The 18,238-nt window shown below is 62.2% G+C and carries 19 protein-coding genes; 7 read left to right on the forward strand and 12 right to left on the reverse strand.

What is annotated here, in order from left to right; translation table 11 throughout:
- The first annotated feature begins 241 nt into the window (after window positions 1–241).
- Window positions 242–1,351, forward strand: a complete 1,110-nt coding sequence (locus HBO24_RS03625) for a DUF3182 family protein (RefSeq protein WP_057438955.1) — start codon at window positions 242–244, stop codon at window positions 1,349–1,351.
- Window positions 1,341–2,093, forward strand: a complete 753-nt coding sequence (locus tag HBO24_RS03630) for an alpha/beta fold hydrolase (protein ID WP_057438956.1) — start codon at window positions 1,341–1,343, stop codon at window positions 2,091–2,093. The genes HBO24_RS03625 and HBO24_RS03630 overlap by 11 nt, the downstream gene beginning before the upstream one ends.
- Before the next feature lie 9 nt (window positions 2,094–2,102).
- On the opposite strand, the gene HBO24_RS03635 is transcribed toward HBO24_RS03630, so the two are convergent.
- From HBO24_RS03635 to HBO24_RS03645, 3 genes are read right to left on the reverse strand one after another with little or no spacing between them, the layout of a single operon-like run.
- On the reverse strand, window positions 2,103–3,071 hold the full coding sequence (locus HBO24_RS03635) for a lysylphosphatidylglycerol synthase domain-containing protein (RefSeq protein ID WP_170059317.1): 969 nt from the start codon (window positions 3,069–3,071) through the stop codon (window positions 2,103–2,105).
- A complete protein-coding gene (gene clsB, locus HBO24_RS03640; protein ID WP_057438958.1) occupies window positions 3,049–4,326 on the reverse strand; it encodes a cardiolipin synthase ClsB in 1,278 nt (425 codons plus the stop codon). The genes HBO24_RS03635 and clsB overlap by 23 nt, the downstream gene beginning before the upstream one ends.
- Window positions 4,323–5,102 carry an endonuclease/exonuclease/phosphatase family protein gene (locus HBO24_RS03645; protein ID WP_057438959.1) on the reverse strand — a complete coding sequence of 260 codons (780 nt, stop codon included), beginning with the start codon at window positions 5,100–5,102 and terminating at the stop codon, window positions 4,323–4,325. Before HBO24_RS03645 ends, clsB begins: the two co-directional genes overlap by 4 nt.
- Window positions 5,103–5,328: 226 nt before the next feature.
- On the opposite strand from HBO24_RS03645, the gene HBO24_RS03650 reads away from it, so the two are divergent.
- Together HBO24_RS03650 and HBO24_RS03655 are read left to right on the forward strand one after the other, a co-directional pair.
- A complete protein-coding gene (locus tag HBO24_RS03650) occupies window positions 5,329–7,404 on the forward strand; it encodes a mechanosensitive ion channel domain-containing protein (RefSeq protein ID WP_170059318.1) in 2,076 nt (691 codons plus the stop codon).
- A 119-nt stretch (window positions 7,405–7,523) separates the two neighbouring features.
- The gene (locus HBO24_RS03655; protein WP_081044312.1) at window positions 7,524–8,408 is read left to right on the forward strand and encodes a sugar nucleotide-binding protein; all 885 of its coding nucleotides are present in this window, start codon (window positions 7,524–7,526) and stop codon (window positions 8,406–8,408) included.
- 166 nt (window positions 8,409–8,574) lie between these two features.
- Here HBO24_RS03655 and HBO24_RS03660 read toward each other — a convergent pair whose 3' ends face one another.
- From HBO24_RS03660 to HBO24_RS03680, 5 genes are all read right to left on the reverse strand, one after another.
- On the reverse strand, window positions 8,575–9,273 hold the full coding sequence (locus HBO24_RS03660) for an OmpW family outer membrane protein (RefSeq protein WP_115129109.1): 699 nt from the start codon (window positions 9,271–9,273) through the stop codon (window positions 8,575–8,577).
- Window positions 9,274–9,417: 144 nt separating this feature from the next.
- Entirely contained in the window at window positions 9,418–9,936 is a 519-nt protein-coding gene (locus HBO24_RS03665; RefSeq protein ID WP_057438962.1) for a DUF3299 domain-containing protein, read from the reverse strand.
- A gap of 11 nt (window positions 9,937–9,947) precedes the next feature.
- On the reverse strand, window positions 9,948–11,213 hold the full coding sequence (locus tag HBO24_RS03670; protein WP_057960753.1) for an ABC transporter permease: 1,266 nt from the start codon (window positions 11,211–11,213) through the stop codon (window positions 9,948–9,950).
- Window position 11,214: 1 nt separating this feature from the next.
- Window positions 11,215–11,925, reverse strand: a complete 711-nt coding sequence (locus HBO24_RS03675; RefSeq protein ID WP_115129108.1) for an ABC transporter ATP-binding protein — start codon at window positions 11,923–11,925, stop codon at window positions 11,215–11,217.
- A gap of 135 nt (window positions 11,926–12,060) precedes the next feature.
- Window positions 12,061–12,672: a DUF2796 domain-containing protein gene (locus HBO24_RS03680; protein ID WP_170059319.1), complete on the reverse strand. Its 612-nt coding sequence runs from the start codon at window positions 12,670–12,672 to the stop codon at window positions 12,061–12,063.
- A gap of 135 nt (window positions 12,673–12,807) precedes the next feature.
- Between HBO24_RS03680 and HBO24_RS03685 the strand changes: the two genes are divergently transcribed.
- Entirely contained in the window at window positions 12,808–13,158 is a 351-nt protein-coding gene (locus HBO24_RS03685; protein ID WP_115129107.1) for a hypothetical protein, read from the forward strand.
- On the opposite strand, the gene trxA is transcribed toward HBO24_RS03685, so the two are convergent.
- From trxA to HBO24_RS03705, 4 genes are all read right to left on the reverse strand, one after another.
- Window positions 13,155–14,027 (reverse strand): thioredoxin, encoded by an 873-nt coding sequence (trxA, locus tag HBO24_RS03690; RefSeq protein WP_057960749.1) that lies wholly within the window; start codon window positions 14,025–14,027, stop codon window positions 13,155–13,157. The two genes, HBO24_RS03685 and trxA, sit on opposite strands and share 4 nt — an antisense overlap.
- 72 nt (window positions 14,028–14,099) lie before the next feature.
- On the reverse strand, window positions 14,100–15,101 hold the full coding sequence (locus tag HBO24_RS03695; RefSeq protein WP_057960748.1) for an Abi family protein: 1,002 nt from the start codon (window positions 15,099–15,101) through the stop codon (window positions 14,100–14,102).
- Between the two features lie 263 nt (window positions 15,102–15,364).
- A complete protein-coding gene (locus tag HBO24_RS03700; protein ID WP_057960747.1) occupies window positions 15,365–16,018 on the reverse strand; it encodes a 50S ribosomal protein L11 methyltransferase in 654 nt (217 codons plus the stop codon).
- Window positions 16,015–16,470, reverse strand: a complete 456-nt coding sequence (locus HBO24_RS03705) for a YbaY family lipoprotein (protein WP_057438965.1) — start codon at window positions 16,468–16,470, stop codon at window positions 16,015–16,017. Before HBO24_RS03705 ends, HBO24_RS03700 begins: the two co-directional genes overlap by 4 nt.
- Before the next feature lie 139 nt (window positions 16,471–16,609).
- Here HBO24_RS03705 and nrdR point away from each other — a divergent pair, with 139 nt between their 5' ends.
- Window positions 16,610–17,074, forward strand: coding sequence for a transcriptional regulator NrdR (nrdR, locus tag HBO24_RS03710; protein WP_057439031.1), 465 nt, complete (start codon window positions 16,610–16,612; stop codon window positions 17,072–17,074).
- Window positions 17,071–18,207, forward strand: a complete 1,137-nt coding sequence (ribD, locus tag HBO24_RS03715; protein ID WP_057438966.1) for a bifunctional diaminohydroxyphosphoribosylaminopyrimidine deaminase/5-amino-6-(5-phosphoribosylamino)uracil reductase RibD — start codon at window positions 17,071–17,073, stop codon at window positions 18,205–18,207. Before nrdR ends, ribD begins: the two co-directional genes overlap by 4 nt.
- The last annotated feature ends 31 nt before the right edge of the window (window positions 18,208–18,238 follow it).

Raw genomic sequence — 18,238 nt, forward strand, 5'->3', positions numbered from 1 at the left:
TCAGAGCGGTACTCACTGATAGACCGCTATCGCGGACAAGCCCATATTTTTAATCGCCCCGCGCCCTGGATCGTGCAGAACGCCGGACCCTCCTCGGCCCGTCGTGCAGAATGATGCAGGCCAAATGCTACTGCTTGCCCCCTAACCACTTGATCCGCCAACCCTTTGCCCCGACTGCGCCTTGGCCTGATCCCTGCAACCCTTGCACTACACACCTGCAAGCCTTGCCCAAGGGGGACGCATGACCCCGACCAACCGCAAAAAAGCCGTGGTGGCGCACTCGGTCCGGCCCGATGCACCGTTGCACGAAGTGGAAACCAACCGCGCCCTGGCCCGTTGGCTGGCGCAGATCCTCGGGCTCGACTACGGCGCCAGCTACAGCGCCGACCTGCATGCCCCCGCCGATCTTTACCTGCTGCCAACCCAGACCCTGATAGGCGCGGCCCAGGCACTGAGCCTGGGCGTGAAGGGGCCGGAGGACTTGTGGGGTGGTTATGTGGACCACGATTTTATCTGCACCAAAGCCATCACCCATGGCCTGCACGCCCCTGATGCAGTGGCCCCCGAGGGCTGGTCGCCGCTGTTTGCCGAGCGGGTACGCGGGGTAGTTCTCGATGGCTTGAGCGTGTTTGCCATGGAGGATGCCCGCATCGCCGCCACACAGTTGCTGGACAGTGGGCCGATTCGCCTGAAGCCGGTGCATGCCTGTGCCGGTCGTGGTCAGGAGGTGATCGAAAGCCTCAAGCAATTGGAGCTGATCCTCGCCCGCCCGGCCATGCCAGAGCTGTTCGCTCAAGGCGTAGTACTGGAGCAGGATCTACAGGAGGTCGTCACCCACAGTGTCGGCCAGAGCTTTATTGGCGGTCGTGTATTCAGTTACTGCGGCGAGCAATACCTGACCCAAGACGGGCAGGGCGAAGCGGTCTATGGCGGCTCCAACCTGCTGGTGGTACCGGGGTATTACGACGCGTTGCTGGCCCTGGCGCTGGACGATGACGTGCGCCTGGCCATCGAGCAGGCACAAGTGTTCGATAACGCCGCCGATGAAGCCTATCCTGGGTTTTATGCCTCGCGGCGCAATTACGATATCGCCCAGGGCCTGGACAGCCAAGGCACGCGCCGCAGCGGGGTGCTGGAGCAGTCCTGGCGCATGGGCGGTGCCAGTAGCGCCGAGGTCGCGGCGCTGCAGAGTTTTATCAATGATCCCGGCCTGCGCGCGATTCGTGTGTCGTCCGTCGAAACCTATATCGACCAGCCACTGCCCGCCCATGCGATCGAGATCTATCGCGGCCCGGCAGAGCACGGCGACTTTCTTCTCAAGTACGTAACGGTCCAACCTTATGACGGCTAGAAGCGAAACCATCACCATTGATATCGACGACGAGCAGATGAGCGGGACCTTCCTCAGCCCCAAATCAAAAGTGCCGGGTGTGTTGTTTGTGCATGGCTGGGGCGGTAGCCAGGAACGGGACCTGGAACGGGCCAAAGGTATCGCCGGCCTAGGCTGCGTGTGCCTGACCTTTGATCTGCGCGGGCACGCGGGCAACGGCATCCCCTTGTCGAGGGTCACCCGCGAAGACAACCTGCGGGACTTGCTGGCGGCCTATGATCGACTGCTGGCGCACCCGGCCATCGACACCTCGGCGGTGGCGGTGGTGGGCACCAGTTATGGCGGCTACCTGGCGGCGATCCTCACGTCATTGCGCCCGGTGCGCTGGCTGGCGCTGCGGGTACCGGCGCTGTACCGCGACCAGGAATGGCACACGCCCAAGCGCGACCTGGATAAAGTCGACTTGATGGATTACCGCAGCACCCTGGTACACGCCCAGAGCAATCGCGCATTGCACGCCTGTGCGGCGTTTACCGGTGATGTGTTGATTGTCGAATCGGAAACCGATGACCACGTGCCCCACGCCACCATCATGAGCTACCGGGCTGCATGCCAGCAGACCCATTCGCTGACCCACCGGATCATCGACGGTGGCGATCACTCCTTGAGCGACCCGGTGTCCCAGCAGGTCTACACCTCGATCCTGGTGGACTGGATCACCGAGATGGTGGTGGGCGAGCGCTTGAGCATCATCCAATCCTGATGACGGGTTTCACGCGGGTGTTTTCTTCACCCGCAAGGCCTTGGCCTTCGCCTCCACCGTGAGGTACATCAGCAGCGCTACCAGCAGTGGCAAAATAAAATAGATCGCCCGGTAAGCAATCAATCCGGCGAGCAGGCTGCCCCGCGACGCTTCATGTTGCAGCAGCGCGATAAACACCGCTTCCAGCACGCCAAGGCCGGCCGGAATATGCGTCAGCACCCCGGCGATCGCGCTGATCAGCAACACCCCCAGCACCAGCGGGTAGTCCAGCTTCGCCGGCAGCAAGGTGAAAATCACGGCCGCCATCAGCGACCAGTTCAACGCGCCGAGCGCCAGTTGCAGACACGCCATGCGCAGCGACGGCAGGTTGATCTCGATCCCGCGAATCGACCAGGCGCGCTTCTTCGAGAACTGACACGCAGCCAGATAGCCGAGGCTCGCAACGATCAGCAACACGCCAACCCCTTGCAGCGCGCCACTACTGAGCTTCCAGCCCGGCGGCATCGTCACCAGGCCGCTGCTGAACACCACGCCGGCCAGGGCCATATAGCCAAACCAATTGGTGGCCAGGCTCAAGCCGAGGATTTTGGCGATATTGCCGTTGCTCACCCCCAGCCGCGAATACAGCCGATAGCGCATGGCAATCCCGCCGACCCAGGCGCTGAGGTTGAGGTTGAACGCATAGCTGATGATGCCCACCGGCAGGATCTGCTTCCAGCGCAAGGGTTGGCGGATGTAGGTGCGGCCGATCAGGTCAAAGCACGCATACACCAGGAAACTGCACAGAGTCAGCCCGGCGGCCATCCACAAGGTGCGCAGCTTGAAGTCGCCGAGGGTGTCGAACACCTCGCTCCAGTCGATACGCCGGGCGAGCATGGTGAAGAGCACGATCAGCAACAGAAAGAACGCGATGGTCAGCGGTTTCTTCCAGCGCTTGAAACCGCGGGGGCTGGCATCAGCCGTGTGGGCTTGGCTCATGGTCCTGGCTCCGGTCATGGACAAAGGGTTTCAAGCGCGGTTTATGGGCAGGCAACCAGCCGGTCCAGGCCGGGAAATGCCGCAGCACATGGAACACCACAAACCCCACGGTCACCCGCCATAACCAGCCGCGTGGGGTACGGTTTTCCGGCATGGTCTTGCAGTGGTTGCGGCTCAAGTCTTCCAGGCGCTCGAACAACTGTTGATTGAACCCCCGGTCATGAATCAGCACGTTGGCTTCCAGGTTCAACGACAGGCTCAACGGGTCGAGGTTGCTCGAGCCCACGGTGCTCCAGGCTTCGTCCACCAGGGCTACCTTGCCGTGCAACGGGCGCTGGCAATATTCGTGGATCACCACGCCTTCCTTGAGCAGGTAGTCGTAGAGCATGCGAGCCGCCAGCTTGGCCAGCAGCACATCGGGCTGGCCCTGCATGATCAGTTGCACCTGCACCCCACGCCGCGCGGCATTGCGCAGTTCGCGCAGCAGACGATAGCCGGGAAAGAAATAGGCATTGGCGATCACCACGCGCTGGCGGGCGTGGCGCAGGGCGTGCAGGTAGGCTTCTTCGATATCGGAGCGGTGTTGCAGGTTGTCGCGGTAGATCAGGCGTACCAGGCCATCACCTTCCTCTGTAGCCCAGGCAGGCCGTTGCTGACGTCGCCAGCCACGCCGCGTACGCACCGGGCGCCCGCTTTGTGCCAGGGCAAAATGATGCAGGTCGGCCACAGCCGGCCCGATCACTTGCACCGCATAATCCTGCTTGGCCTCGGGCCCGAAGTCCGCCAGGTGGTCGGCGGAAAAATTGATCCCGCCGATAAACCCCACCGTGGCATCTACCACCACGATCTTGCGGTGCAAGCGGCGAAACCAGTTGGTGCGAAACCCCAGGGTCTTGGGCGCCGGGTCAAACATCTGCACCGTGACCCCGGCCTGGGCCAATTCGCCGAGAAACCCCGGGCTCAGTTCGCCACAGCCAAAGCCATCAAGGCTGACCACCACCTTCACCCCGCGCTGTGCGGCCTCGATCAGAATCCCGTGCAATTCATGACCGACCTTGTCCTCGAACAGAATAAAGGTCTCCAGGAGGATTTCCTGGCGGGCCTGGCGCAGGGCCTCGAACACCTTGGGGAAGTACGCCTCACCGTTTTCCAGCAACTCCACCTGGTTGCCGGGCTGCCAGGCGTAGTCCAGATCCCTGGCCCTGGTGTCATCTGGTGGCTGATCGGTGGCGATGTGTTCCACGGCGCCGTTCATAACTCAATCTCCACCGACAGCGGCGCGTGATCGGACAAGTGCGACCAGGGGCGAGTTGTCAGCACTTGCGGCTGATGGACCTTGAGGTTGCGCACATAAATGCGGTCCAGTGCCAGCAGTGGCAGGCGCGCCGGAAACGTACGGGCCGGTTTGCCGTGGGCTTGCACGAACACTTCTTGCAGGCCGCTGTGGCTCAGGTCGGCCTGCTGGCGCCAGTCATTGAAGTCGCCGGCGACGATCAACGGTGCTTCGCCGGGGATCTCGGCGACCCGCTGCGCCAGCAGTTTCAGCTGCTGTTGGCGGTGAACCTCGCGCAGCCCCAGGTGTACGCAAATGGCATGCACCTCCCGGCCGGTGCCGGGCAGGCGCAACACACAATGCAACAGCCCGCGGCTTTCGTGACCGCTCTGGGAGATGTCGAGGTTGTCATAGCGAATGATCTGGAATTTCGACAGCAATGCATTGCCGTGGTCGCCATGGGGGTACACCGCGTTGCGCCCGTAGGCGAACTGCGGCCAGATACTGTCGGCGAGAAACTCGTACTGCGGCATGCTTGGCCAGTTGCTGTAGCGCCGCGGGTGGTGCTCATGGGTGCCATGCACCTCCTGCAGGAACACCACATCGGCAGCCACGCCGCGCACCGCCTCGCGCAATTCCGGCAGGATGAAGCGTCGATTGAGGGCAGTGAAGCCCTTATGAGTATTGACCGTCAGCACCTTGAAGCGGGTGATGGCAGCGCTGGGCGTGACAGGCACCCATTCTGGAATCACAGCCATGGTGGCTCCCGTGGGTTGGCGAGGCAGTGGCCTCCGTTCGTTAATGGCTGACTGTGGTGTTCGAAGGAAAGTTTCGACGGTCCTACAAACGGCACATCCATGGCGTGAACGGCGCTGCGCAGGATTTTCATGGCCCACTGCGCAGGATTGGTTACAAGCCAAACCGAACTTGCCCGGCATATATCCGTCAGTTCCTTACAGACCCTTCTGAAAGGAGCCCGGAGTTTTGCTGAATTTTAAGACTGCACTGCTACTCGGCGCGCTGCTGATGGGTGGCAATGGCGCGCTATTGGCCGCCGACCCCGCCCCCGAGCCGCAAGCACCGGCCAAGCCGGAACTGCTGGTCGAGGGCGGCCTGTTGGGGGCGATCAGTTCCAGCATTGATGACGTCCAGGAAAAGCTCGACCTCAACCAGAACCTGGTGGCTGCCTGGCGCCTGCGGGCCGATCGGGCCGCCGCTGAGGTAGGGCGTCTGGTCGACCAGACGTCGGAACGCTCGCCGTGGAGCGTGGCCGGGGACTTCCTGATGTTGTCCGGCGTGTGGATCGGCGCCTTCGCCCTTCTGACCCTGGCAGGACGCTGGTTGGTCGCCCGCTTGAGTCGACAGCGCTTTATCCAGCCGCGTCAGCGCCTCCAGGCGTTATTGGGCTATGTGATTCCCTACACGGTTCCGGCGCTGATCTGTCTGCCGCTGACTCTGTACTTTAGTCATTTCCTGCAAGCTTCCGTGGGCCGCGCGCTGGCGCTGTGTTTTGCCTACGCCACCAGTAGCGGTATTTTCTCCACTTCCGTTTTGCTGTGCGTAATCGTCATGTTCAACGTCGGACACAAGCGCCCAGCGGTACGCATAATTCGTCAGTACTGCCCCGCGCCACTGTTTCTGATCGGCTTCCTGGCCGCCCTCAGCGATGCCCTGACCAGCCCGCAGATCGCCCGCCAGTTGGGCGGCAATATCACCAGCAGCATCGCGGTGTTTACCGGTTTGGTGGCGTCGGTGATTTTTGGCCTGATGGTGGTGCGTCTCCGCCGGCCCGTGGCGCACCTGATCCGCAATCGGCCGTTGGCCCAGCGTTTGAAGCAGCCGGCGTTGCAGGAGTCGCTGCGGATTTTTTCCGGGTTGTGGTTCTGGCCGATCCTGCTGATGGTGCTGGTCTCGGCGATCAACCTGATCGGCGCCGGTGAAGACAGCCAGAAAGCCCTGCGTTGCGCACTGTTCACCACTGTTTTGCTGATTGGCACAGTGTTTCTCAGCACCGTGTTGCAGCATTTGTTTAAGTCCCGCAGCGCGACGACGATCCAGCGCAGCAGTGCCTACAAGGAACGCTTCCTCAGCTTGCTGCACGCACTGTTGCGCATGGTGATGGCCATCGCGTTTATCGAGATCCTCGGGCGCATCTGGGGCGTGTCGCTGTTCGAGTTTGCTCAACGCAACGCCGTGGGCCGGGCGATCAGCGACTCCCTGAGCAGCATCGGCCTGATCCTGTTGATGACCTGGTTGTTCTGGGTGGTGCTCGACACCGCTATCCAGGAAGCACTGAAGCCACCAGCCAGCAAACGCTCCAGCCGCCAACCGAGCACGCGGGTCAAGACCATCCTGCCGCTGTTGCGCAATGCGGTGAAGATCATCCTGGTGGTGATTTGCGCCATCACCACCATGGCCAACCTGGGGATCAACGTCGCGCCCCTGCTGGCCGGTGCCGGAGTGGTCGGGCTGGCCATCGGTTTTGGCTCCCAGCAACTGGTGCAGGATGTGATCACCGGGTTGTTCATCATCATCGAAGACACCTTGTCCATCGGCGACTGGGTAGTGCTCGACTCCGGCCACGCCGGTACGGTGGAGGGCCTGACCATCCGCACCCTGCGCCTGCGCGACGGCAAGGGCTTTGTGCATTCGGTGCCGTTTGGCCAGATCAAGGCGGTCACCAACCAGTCGCGGCAATTTGCCTATGCGTTCTTCTCGGTGCAGTTCACCTATGACACCGACGTGGACGAGGCCGTGGAACTGATCCGCGAAGCCGGGCAGTCGATTCGCGACGATGTGTTCCTCAAGTACAACCTGCAAGGCCCGCTGGAAGTGTTTGGGGTCGATAAGATGGACCTCAATGGCGTGGTCCTGACGGCGCAGTTCCGTACGGTGTCCGGTGGGCAGTACGCGGTCAGTCGCGCTTTCAATCAGCGTCTGAAAAAGCTTGTGGATAACTGCCCCGCGGTACACTTCGCGCAAACTTATCCACAGCCGGTGCTTTTGCCGCAGCGTGTGGCGCAGATTGAGGAGGAGGGCGCGCTGCCCAAAGCCACTTAGTAAGTGACGGTTGCGCTACAAACCCGCAAAATGCAACGATTCTGGTAAACACCTACGGCATGGCATCACCGCCTGTCGATACTAGCCATCGTTCCAAACAGACCGGGCCTGCTCAATCTATGCGAATGCGCCTTATGTTACTGGGCGGCGGGAATGCTCTCGGGCAAGCGCTGATTCGCCTCGGTGCGGAGGAAGATATCGGTTTCCTCGCCCCGCGCCCGCCCCAAGACGGCTGGGATGCCGCCAGCCTTACCCAGTTGCTCGACGACACCCGTCCCGATGCCTTGATCAACCTCGCCTATTATTTCGACTGGTTCCAGGCCGAGAGCGTGAACGAGGTTCGCCTGGCCGGGCAGGAATCCGCCGTCGAGCGCCTGGCGGAATTGTGCCAGCACCACAGCATCACGCTGCTGCAACCTTCCAGCTACCGGGTGTTTGATGGCTCGCGCGCCACCGCCTACAGCGAAAAAGACGAGCCGGTGCCCCTGGGCCTGCGTGGCCAGGCGCTATGGCGCATTGAACAGAGTGTGCGCGCTACCTGCCCGCAGCATGTGCTGCTGCGTTTTGGCTGGTTGCTCGATGACAGCGTCGACGGCACGCTGGGACGTTTTCTGGCGCGTGCCGAGAAAACCGAGGAGTTGTTGCTGGCCGACGATCGACGGGGTAACCCGACACCGGTGGACGATGCGGCACGGGTGATCATCTCGGTGCTCAAGCAACTCGATTGTGCGGCACCGTTGTGGGGCACCTACCACTATGCGGGGCAAGAAGCGACCACGCCTGTGGCCCTCGGCCAGGCGATCCTCAGCGAAGCGCGTAACTTCCATGCGCTGGCGGTCGAAGCGCCGACGGCCCAAGCCCATGCCGCGCGGCCGGATGCCGCCGACGAACCGCAACATGCGGTGCTGGCCTGCAAGAAGATCCTGCATACATTCGGCATCAAGCCACGGGCGTGGCGTGCGGGACTGCCGGCGTTGCTCGATCGCTTCTACCGGCATCACTAGCTGACTGAACACAAAAAAATGTGGGAGCCCGGCTTATGTAGGAACTGGCTTGCCTGCGATGCAGACACCTCGGTCTATCAAAGACACTGAGGTGATGCTGTCGCAGGCAAGCCAGCTCCCATACAAGCCTGCTCCCACATTGTTGTGTGGCGTTTGTTACGTCGGGTTAGAACTTGTAGCCGATACCGACCATGTAGACCATCGGATCCACGTCCACATTGACCTTGGCGCGGGTACCCGCTGGCAGAGCACTGTTCTCTACGGTGGCCTTGGTGCTGATGTCGATATAGCGCACCTGACCGTTGATCATCCACTTGTCGTTGATCATGTAGTCCATGCCGACCTGCGCGGCCCAACCCCAGGAGTTCTCGGCCTTGAAGTTGTTGAAACCTTGGCCCTGGGCGCTGCTGCCAACGTGTTCGTCATAGATCCAGGTGTAGTTGATACCGGCACCGACGTAAGGCTGGAACGCCGACTTGCTGTCCAGCGGGTAGTACACCACGCTCAGGGTTGGTGGCAGGTGCTTGAGGGTACCGAGCTTGCCGTTGGCAGCGTCGAGGCCGGTGTTCTTGATCTTCACATCGTGCTCGAACGGGGTGGCGGCCAGCAGCTCGATACCGACGTGGTTGGTCACCATGTAGGCGAAGTTCAGACCCAACTGCGTGTCGCTGCTCATGGTCGCCTTGCCACCCAGGTTGGTGCCGGCCAATGGGCCCTGGTCAACCTTGACGCTGCCGCTGTCGGCCTTTGGGTTAACGGTGATAGCACCGGCGCGAACGAGGATGTCGCCAGCCTCGTGGGCGTGGGCGATAGGGGCGGCGAGTGCAAGCGCGAAGAGGGAAGCGCTGAGCAGTGACTTGTGCATGAGTGGCTCCAAAGGACGTTTTTAGTTGGCTGTGTCCAATGGTAAAGATCGTTGCGGCCGGGCCTTTGACTCAGCTCAATGAAACGGCGATCAGCCAAATACACCGCGCCCACATTGCAATAGCGGTGCTATTGAGGGCGGGGTTTAGTTCGGCAACTCGTAGATGTAGATCTTCTCGGCGTCCATCTGATAGCCAGCATCCGCCAGTTCGCTGGTAGACGGCTTGACCTGCATCTGGCCTTCGATCCAGTACGGCTGGTACAACTCTTCCAGCTTCACGCCGATCTCACTGCGCACATGCACGATCTGGTTCGACGGCGGGGGCGGCACGTGGATGCAGGCGCCGAAGTACGGCACCAGCAGAAACTCAGTGGTGCGGCCTTCCTCGCTGACCTCCAGCGGCACGATGTAGCCCGGCAGGCGGATATGCTGGCCGTTGAGGGTGGCTACCACCGGCGCGTTGGGCAAATCCTGTTTGGCCGCTGGCGCAGCTTCCGCCGCCAGGGCGTCGGCCATGTTCGACAGGTTGTGCAGCGGTGTCATGTTCGGCACTTCCACCGGGGCATCCGGCGGAATCATTTCTTGCCATGACAAGTCTCGGGGCGCCTCGGCCCAGGCGGGCAGGGCCACCATCAGTAACAGCGCAAGCAGGGCACGGCGCATCAAAGCCTTCCTTATAAACGGATCGACAGACCATCGGCCAACGATTGGCGATAGGCGCGCCAGGCCGGCACGCTGCCCATCAGCAGGGCGGCGACCAGAATACCGGCGAGCAGCGTCCATTCATACGGGCTGGGCAGCGCGAGCGGCAGATCCAGGCCGTAATTGGCCTGCAAATAGCCACGGGACGCGGCGATGCACACATACAGCAGGCCAACCCCCGCGACCACTCCGGCCAGCGCCAGGGCGAAGGCCTCGAAAATCAGCAGGCTCGCAATGTGCCACGGTCGTGCGCCCACCGAGCGCAGGATCGCCATTTCCCGGCGGCGCTCATTGAGGCTGGTGAGGATCGCGGTGAGCATGCCGATCAATCCGGTCAGCACCACAAACAGCGAGATCACGAACAGCGCCTTTTCTGCGGTGCCCATCATGCTCCACAACTCTTGCAAGGCCACGCCGGGGAGGATCGCCAGCATCGGCTCGCCGCGAAATTCGTTGATCTGCCGTTGCAGGGCAAAGGTCGAGATCTTGTTATTCAAACCCAGCATAAACGCGGTAATGGCTTGCGGCGTGAGGTCCATATTGCGCGCCTGGTCGGCACTGATCCGGCCTTTGCCCTGGGCGGGCACGCCGTTGTGCCAGTCGATATGGATCGCTTCCATGCCGCCCAGGCTAATGTGCAGCGTGCGGTCCACCGGGGTGCCGGTGCGTTGCAGGATACCGACCACGGTGAAGGGTTTGTCATCGTGCTTGACCAGGCTGACCACTGCCACGCCGTGGGCCAGTACCAGCTTGTCGCCGAGCTTGTAATGCAGGGCGTCGGCCACTTCGGCGCCGAGCACCACTTCAAACGGGTCGGTATCAAACGCGCGGCCACTGGCCAGTTGCAGGTTCTGTTTGCGGCCGTACTGGTAGTGTTCGAAGTAGGCTTGGGTGGTGCCCATCACCCGGTAACCGCGATGGGAGTCGCCCAGGGACATGGGGATCGCCCATTTCACCTGCGGGCTGGCGGCAAAGTGCTCGAAGCTGTCCCAGCGGATGTTGTTAGTCGCGTTGCCAATGCGAAACACCGAATACAGCAGCAGGTTGACCGAGCCGGAGCGGGCGCCGACGATCAGGTCGGTGCCGCTGATGGTGCTGGCAAAGCTGGCGCGGGCCTCGGTACGCACACGCTCTACCGCCAACAGCAGGCACACCGACAGGGCGATGGCGAATGCCGTCAGGATCGCGGTAAAGCGGCGGTTTGCCAGGCTGGCCATGGCTAGACGGAACAAATACATCTCAAACCTCGAGCGGCGTGGCGGCGCGATTAAGCTCGGCCAACGACAGGTTGCGGTCAAACAGCGAAGCCAGGCTCTGGTCATGGCTGACGAACAACAGGCTGGCGCCCGCTTCGCGGCATTCGGCGAACAACAATTGAAGAAAGGCTTCCCGGGCGTCGTGGTCCAGGGCCGAGGTCGGTTCGTCGGCGATCACCAGTTCCGGCTGGCCGATCAATGCCCGGGCGGCGGCCACCCGTTGTTGCTGGCCGATCGACAGCGCATCGGCGCGTCGTCCAAGCAAATCAGGGTCCTTGAGGCCCAGGTGTGCGAGCAAGGTAGCGGCGGCCTGGTCGACACTGCCGTGGCGCTGGATCGCCCGCTGTGCGCGTAGCTTGGAGAAATGGCAGGGCAGTTCGACGTTCTCGCGGACCGAGAGAAACGGCAGCAGATTGAACTGCTGGAAGATATAGCCGGTGTGGTCGACCCGAAACCGATCGCGGGCGCCGGCCGACAAGTCGGTCAACTCCTGGCCCAGCAGGCGAATGCTGCCGCGATTGGGGATCTGCACTCCACCCAGCAGGCCGAGCAAGGTGGTTTTGCCACTGCCGCTGGGGCCTTTGAGAAACAGGGTTTCCCCTGGCTCCAGGCGAAATGCCGGGATGTCCAGCAACTGGGGGTGACCGGGCCAGTTAAAGCCCAGGTCGGACAGTTCGATCAGTGCTTGGGTCATGGGAACTCAGTATCACCTGCAGAGCGCGGTCAACTGTGGAGGCGGGCTTGCCTGCGATGGTATCGACGCGGTGTCACTGATCCACCGCGTCGTCTGCATCGCAGGCAAGCCCGCTCCTACATCAACCGTGTGGAGTCAGAATTTCAGGGTCGCGGCCTGAGGCGTCGCTTCAACACCCTGCTGGCCGCTCGGGCCGATCAGTTGTACCTGAATTTTCTGGGTGGCGGGGAAGGTCTTGAAGATGTTCGCCAGATCGAGGTTTTTCAGCGCCGCGGGGCTGGCGCAGGTGAACTGGTAGTGGGCGTGGATTTCGCTGTGATCATGGTCATGGTCATGGTCATGGTCATGGGCGGCCGCGCCTTTGCCATCAGTGGCGTGGTCATGATCATCGTCTGGCTTGTCGCCAAACAGCGGGCTTTCCAACTCCTGGCTACTGACCACGCAACCGGCGGCCTTGGGCAGGCTGAACAGCACTAGTGGTTGTTCCAACTGCTTGCGGGCGGCGGCGAGCTTGGCTTTGTCGGCGTCGGTGGTGGCCAGGTGCTCGAAGCCCACCAGATTCATCGCCGGGCTTTCCAGCTCCAGTTCCAGCGCCTTGCCGTCCAGCACCGCGTTCAGGCGGCCAACACCGTGCTCGTGGGCGTCCAGGCTGCCATGTTCATGGTCATGATCGTGGTTATGTTCGTCAGCGGCCTGGGCGGCCAGTGGCAACAGGGCAAACGGCAAAGCGAGCAACAGGCGGCGCATAGCGAGACTCCAGGGCGTGAATGAAGATTTTGTTATGTGATCTTATAACAAAAGAGTCGAGAGTTTGACCGCCTGCTTGGCGTTGCGCAAGGCACATGGGAGCATGCTCGTCAGAAAAGTGCTGGAGGACGAGCAATGATGCGAATTCGTGGAACCATCGGCGAGCTGCCTGTGGATTTGACCCTGGAACTGGACGACAGCGATTGGGCGCGGCTGGGCATGCACCTGCAGACGGCCACGCCGGTGACGGGCGAAGTACCGGCTGCCCCGGCGCCGGTCAACCAGGACGAGAGCCTGTGGCAGGCCGCCCAGGACCTGCTGCGTGAGGCCGGGCAACTCAGCGGGTTGGAGTTGTCGGATCGCCTCGAAGGGCTGGCCGGCAGCGCCCCGGCGGGCAAGCGCCTGTTGGTGCGCCTGCGCCATAGCGCCAAGGTGAAGGTGTCCAGCGGCGGGGATACGCCGCAGTACAGTTGGATCGCTGATTAGTACAGCGCGGCGAACAACTTGCGGCGATACACCGTGACCAGCGGGTGGTCGTTGCCCAGCAACTCGAACACTTGCAGCAGCGTCTTGTGCGGCAGGCCTTCGTTGTAGCTGCGGTTGCGGATAAACAACTTGAGCAAGCCTTCCAGCGCCGCGTCGTATTGCTGGCGAGCCAATTGCTGCACGGCCAGTTGATACGCCGCTTCATCGTCCTGCGGGTTTTGCGCCAGGCGGGCCTTGAGGTCAGCGGTATCCGGCAGGTCGGCAGCCTGGCGCAGGAACGTGATCTGCGCCTTGGCGCCGGCGAGGGCGGCCTTGTGAGCATCGCTCTTGACCGCATCCAGCACGGCCTGCGCCTCGCCCAGTTCACCGCGTTCGGCCAGGCAGCGGGCGTAGAGGATCAGCGCGGCGGCGTTGGTGTTGTCTTCACCGAGCAAGGCCACCAGCACCGCCTCGGCCTCACTGATGCGGCCTTCGGCAAACAGCGCCTGGGCCTGTTCCAGCGGGTCCGCCTCAGCCGGTGGCGGCATCTGCACATGGGGCTCCAGCAGCGCGCGAATCTCAGACTCCGGCTTCGCCCCGGCAAACCCATCCACCGGCTGGCCGTCCTTGAACAGCACCACGGTCGGCAGGCTGCGAATGCCAAAGCGCGCGACAACATCCTGCTCGGCTTCGCAATCGACCTTGGCCAGCAGCAACTCGCCCTGATAACTCTCGGCAATCTGCGCCAGCAGCGGCATCAACGCCTTGCACGGCGCACACCACTCGGCCCAGAAATCCACCAGCACGGGTTTGTGGAACGAATTTTCGATGACAGCCTGATCGAAGGTGGCGGTGGTGACATCGAAAATGTACGGCGTGGGCTCACTCATGGAGGTTCTCAATGACGCGTGGGATGGGGCAACTATAAAGACTGGCGGGCTCTATCGGAAGCAGCGCAAGGATCAAGCACGAGATACGTGCCAAAAAGGGTCCTGATACCAGTCACGAGGGAACCCCATCGCTTTTAGGTTGAGGTGGGGGAAGTCGCTGATCAGGTGATAAAGGTGCTGGTCCCAGTGAGTGTGGGGGCTTATCTGATGCATCAAATGGTTAAGCATGCAAAGTGTCGAAAAAATGCGGGTATGGGGCCCTGGCTGGAGCAGATGGTTTGGCCACGGGAAGTTGGCTTTCCTGGGTAATTCAGGACGAATACCCAGTTGCCGATTCCACATTCTTGAGTGATGGGCGCACATGTTTCGCACAGTGGTCAAGGTGTGAAGCCAGGACTGCAGCAGTGGCGCGGGGAGCCCCAGTCGCCTGGCAACGGCTTTTTTATCCGCGTCCTTGGCCAGGCCCTTGTAGAGATGGGAGAGGTCGCCCAGCGTCAACTCTTCCAGCATGGCCCAACCCGGCATGAGAGAGGGGTGGTCATAGGTATTTGGATAGTGGCGCGCGTAGCTTTCTTTGGCTCTTTGACGCTTGAGATGGTCTTTTCGATTGTCGTCTGTGTGTAGTCGGTCGACGCGCAAACATTCGCGTTCATAGTCACGGGTCGCCACAGACTGTCTGGTGTGTAGCGTTGCAAGCAGGCGCTGGTGGTCAAATGTCGGGTGAAAAGCCTGGCTGTCGATGTACCAATGGCTGCCGTAGGTGGGGCCCATGTGATTACTGATGACTGCACGGGAGGCGATCTCGACCCGCTCAATGGCATCCATGGTCAATAGGCGCAGGCGACGGTCAAAATCGTAGAGTCGTGCCAACTGGTGAAAATGGGTGCCGGCATGGAAGTGGTGGTCGATATCTTCCGACTGTTGGAAAGGCCGCATATAGGGGCTTAATCGAAAGAAACTGACCGATTGCAGGAAGCGCCGGGCGCCTGTTTCATCTTCAATGATCAAGCCCCGAGACTTGAGCAGCTCCAACTGGGCCGGGACATCAAGGGCTGGTTTGTCGAACGCCCTCATGCTGGAAAACCAGCAGGCATAAAAAACCCGCACAATTTGTGCTTGGTTGCTGGCGCAACCAGAGGCATGGCGGGTGTATTGCCAAGCAGATTATGCAACTGCCCAGGTTTTTGCAACGCCCTTGGAGGGGCGCTGAGCGGCGAAAAAACGGGGAAATGCATGCAGGTCGATCGTCCAGGCCGCGTGCGGGAGAACGCTATTTTCCATGTCCTGCCGGGCGCTGTCTTAGCCACTCTATTGCTGAAAATTTGTAACTGAGAGGCCTAGCGTCGTGAATGGTACAGACTCACCCTGCGAAACTCCCAAGGCTCCGCCAGGTCCGGCAGGGTCAGCGCCTCGAGGATGCCCAGCCGCTGATAATCCGCATGCTGGAAATCCCGTACCCGCGAGTCGGCGACCAGCGCTTCGCGCCCGCGGGTGAGGAATTGATCCAGCAGCGGCAGGTTCGCCCGGTCGTACAGCACGTCGGCCACCAGGATCAGGTCGAAACGATCGGCTTCGGCAAAGAAGTCCGCCGAATAGCCCAAGGTCACGCCATTGAGTTCAGCATTCGCACGGCAGGCGCCGAGCGCCAGTGGGTCCAGGTCACAGGCCACCACTTCCAGGGCACCGGCTTTCACTGCGGCAATTCCCGCCACGCCGGAGCCGGCGCCAAAATCCAGGACGCGCTTGCCCGCCACCCACTCGGGGTTGGCGGCCAGGTAGCGGGCCAATGCCAGGCCGCTGGCCCAGCAGAAGCTCCAGTAGGGCGGCTCATGCAGGATGCGCCGGGTTTCCTCGGGGCTGAAGGCGCGGTCCATGTTGTCGGCGTCCAGCAGCCACAACGACAGGTCGGTGCCGGGCAACGGGCAGGGCAGCAGTTGCGCGTCGCCGATCAGTTCGCTCAAGGCCCGTTGCAGGTGCAGCGGTGGCGTCATGGGGCGCGCACGAGTTGCAGGGGCCCGGTGGTCTGGGTGATAGCTTGCTCGATACGCACCGCCGGCAGGTGCAGGATCAACTGCCCGGACTGGCTGGCGCGGCCACGCAGTTCAACGCGGGCGCCGGCGGGAAACGCTTGCGGGTTGAAGCGCAGGCGGAAGGCCAATGGTTTGTTGTTGCCAATCAGCACGCTGCTGGCCAGCAGTTGTTGCGGGCGGCTGCGCTCGTCGATCACCAGCAGTGCCAGCTCCACTTCAGCGCCGGCGGGCACACCCGTGAGGGTGCCGCTCACTTCACGCTGGTAGGCCGGCAATGGCCCCAGCGGTTCCTGGCCGGGGATTTTTTTCTCTTGCTGCGGCGTGGGTTGCGGGGCGGCTGGTTTTGGCGCTTCGCTGCTGCAGGCGACCAGAAAACTGAACATTGTGAGTAAAACCAGCGGTCGTAACGGCATGTACGGCTCCAAAAAGGGCAAAAATCCGTGAACTGAACATAAGAAACATAATAGTCAGCCTATATACCGTAAAGGCTATGGCTTGTCTTGCCACGGGGATGCGCTACCATGGCCCTCCCTTTTTTTGTTGCCTGCCACCATGCACTGTCCCTTCTGCGGTGCCAACGACACCAAGGTCATCGACTCGCGTCTGGTCGCCGAGGGCGACCAAGTGCGTCGCCGGCGCGAATGCCTGGCCTGCGGTGAGCGTTTCACCACCTTTGAAACCGCCGAACTGGTACTGCCCCGTCTGATCAAGTCCGACGGCAGCCGCCAGCCCTTCGACGAAGATAAACTGCGCGCCGGTATGCAGCGCGCCCTGGAAAAACGCCCGGTCAGTGTCGAGCGGCTGGAAGCGGCGCTGGCGCATATCAAGCACAAGCTGCGGGCGACCGGTGAGCGCGAGGTCAAGAGCCTGGTGGTTGGAGAACTGGTAATGGGCGAGCTGCAAAAGCTCGACGAAGTTGCCTACATTCGTTTCGCCTCGGTGTATCGACGCTTCCAGGATCTCAATGAGTTCCGTGAAGAGATCGACCGCCTGGCCCGTGAGCCGGTCAAAGAATGAACCCTCCTTCTGCAGAACAGGCCGTGCTCGACGCCCATTACATGGCCCGTGCCCTCGAACTGGCGCGCAAGGGCCTGTACACCACCCATCCCAACCCTCGGGTCGGCTGCGTGATTGTGCGCGACGGGCAGATTGTCGGTGAAGGCTGGCATGAACGCACCGGCGAACCCCATGCCGAGCCCAACGCCTTGCGCGCCGCAGGCGATAAAGCCCGTGGCGCCACGGTATATGTGACGCTCGAGCCGTGCAGCCATTATGGCCACACGCCGCCCTGCGCCGATGCGCTGGTGACCGCCGGCGTGGCACGGGTGGTCGCGGGTATGCAGGATCCGAATCCGGAAGTGGCAGGGCGTGGCATGCAGCGTCTGGCCCAGGCCGGCATCGAGGTGCTCAGCGGCGTACTGGAAAGCCAGGCACGCGCCCTGAACCCCGGCTTCCTCAAGCGCATGGAGCATGGCCTGCCGTTTGTGCGGGTCAAGCTGGCGATGAGCCTGGACGGGCGCACCGCGATGGCCAGTGGCGAGAGCCAGTGGATCACCGGCCCCGCCGCCCGCGCCGCCGTGCAGCGCCTGCGGGCCGAGGCCAGTGTGGTGCTGACCGGCGCCGATACTGTGCTGGCCGATGGCGCGCGCCTGACCGTGCGTGCCGCCGAACTGGGCCTGGATCCGCAAACCACCGCCCTGGCCATGTCGCGCCCACCGTTGCGCGTGCTGATCGACGGCCGCCTGCGGGTGCCGCTCAACGCGCCGTTCTTCAAGGCCGGGCCGGCCCTGGTCATCACCTGTGTGACTGCGGAAAACCAGTTCCCCCGTGGCCCCGAATGCCTGGTGGTGCCGGGTGTCGACGGCCAGGTCGACCTGCGCTCGGCGCTGGTGGCACTGGCGGCCCGTGGCGTCAACGAGGTGCTGGTGGAAGCCGGGCCAAGCCTGGCCGGCGCGTTTGCCCAGCAAGGCCTGGTGGACGAGTACGTGATTTTCGTTGCCGGTAAATTCCTCGGTTCCGCTGCCCGCCCCTTGCTGGACTGGCCGCTTGAGAAACTGGTCGACGCCCCCCAACTCAAGATCATTGAAATGCGCGCTGTAGGCGACGACTGGCGAGTCACTGCCATTCCGCTCCCCCCAGCGAGCGTATAATTGCGACCGGTCGCCCCGGCGCCCGCACTGT

This window comes from Pseudomonas sp. WS 5410 (assembly GCF_012985645.1).
In the GTDB taxonomy this organism is placed as follows: domain Bacteria; phylum Pseudomonadota; class Gammaproteobacteria; order Pseudomonadales; family Pseudomonadaceae; genus Aquipseudomonas; species Aquipseudomonas shahriarae.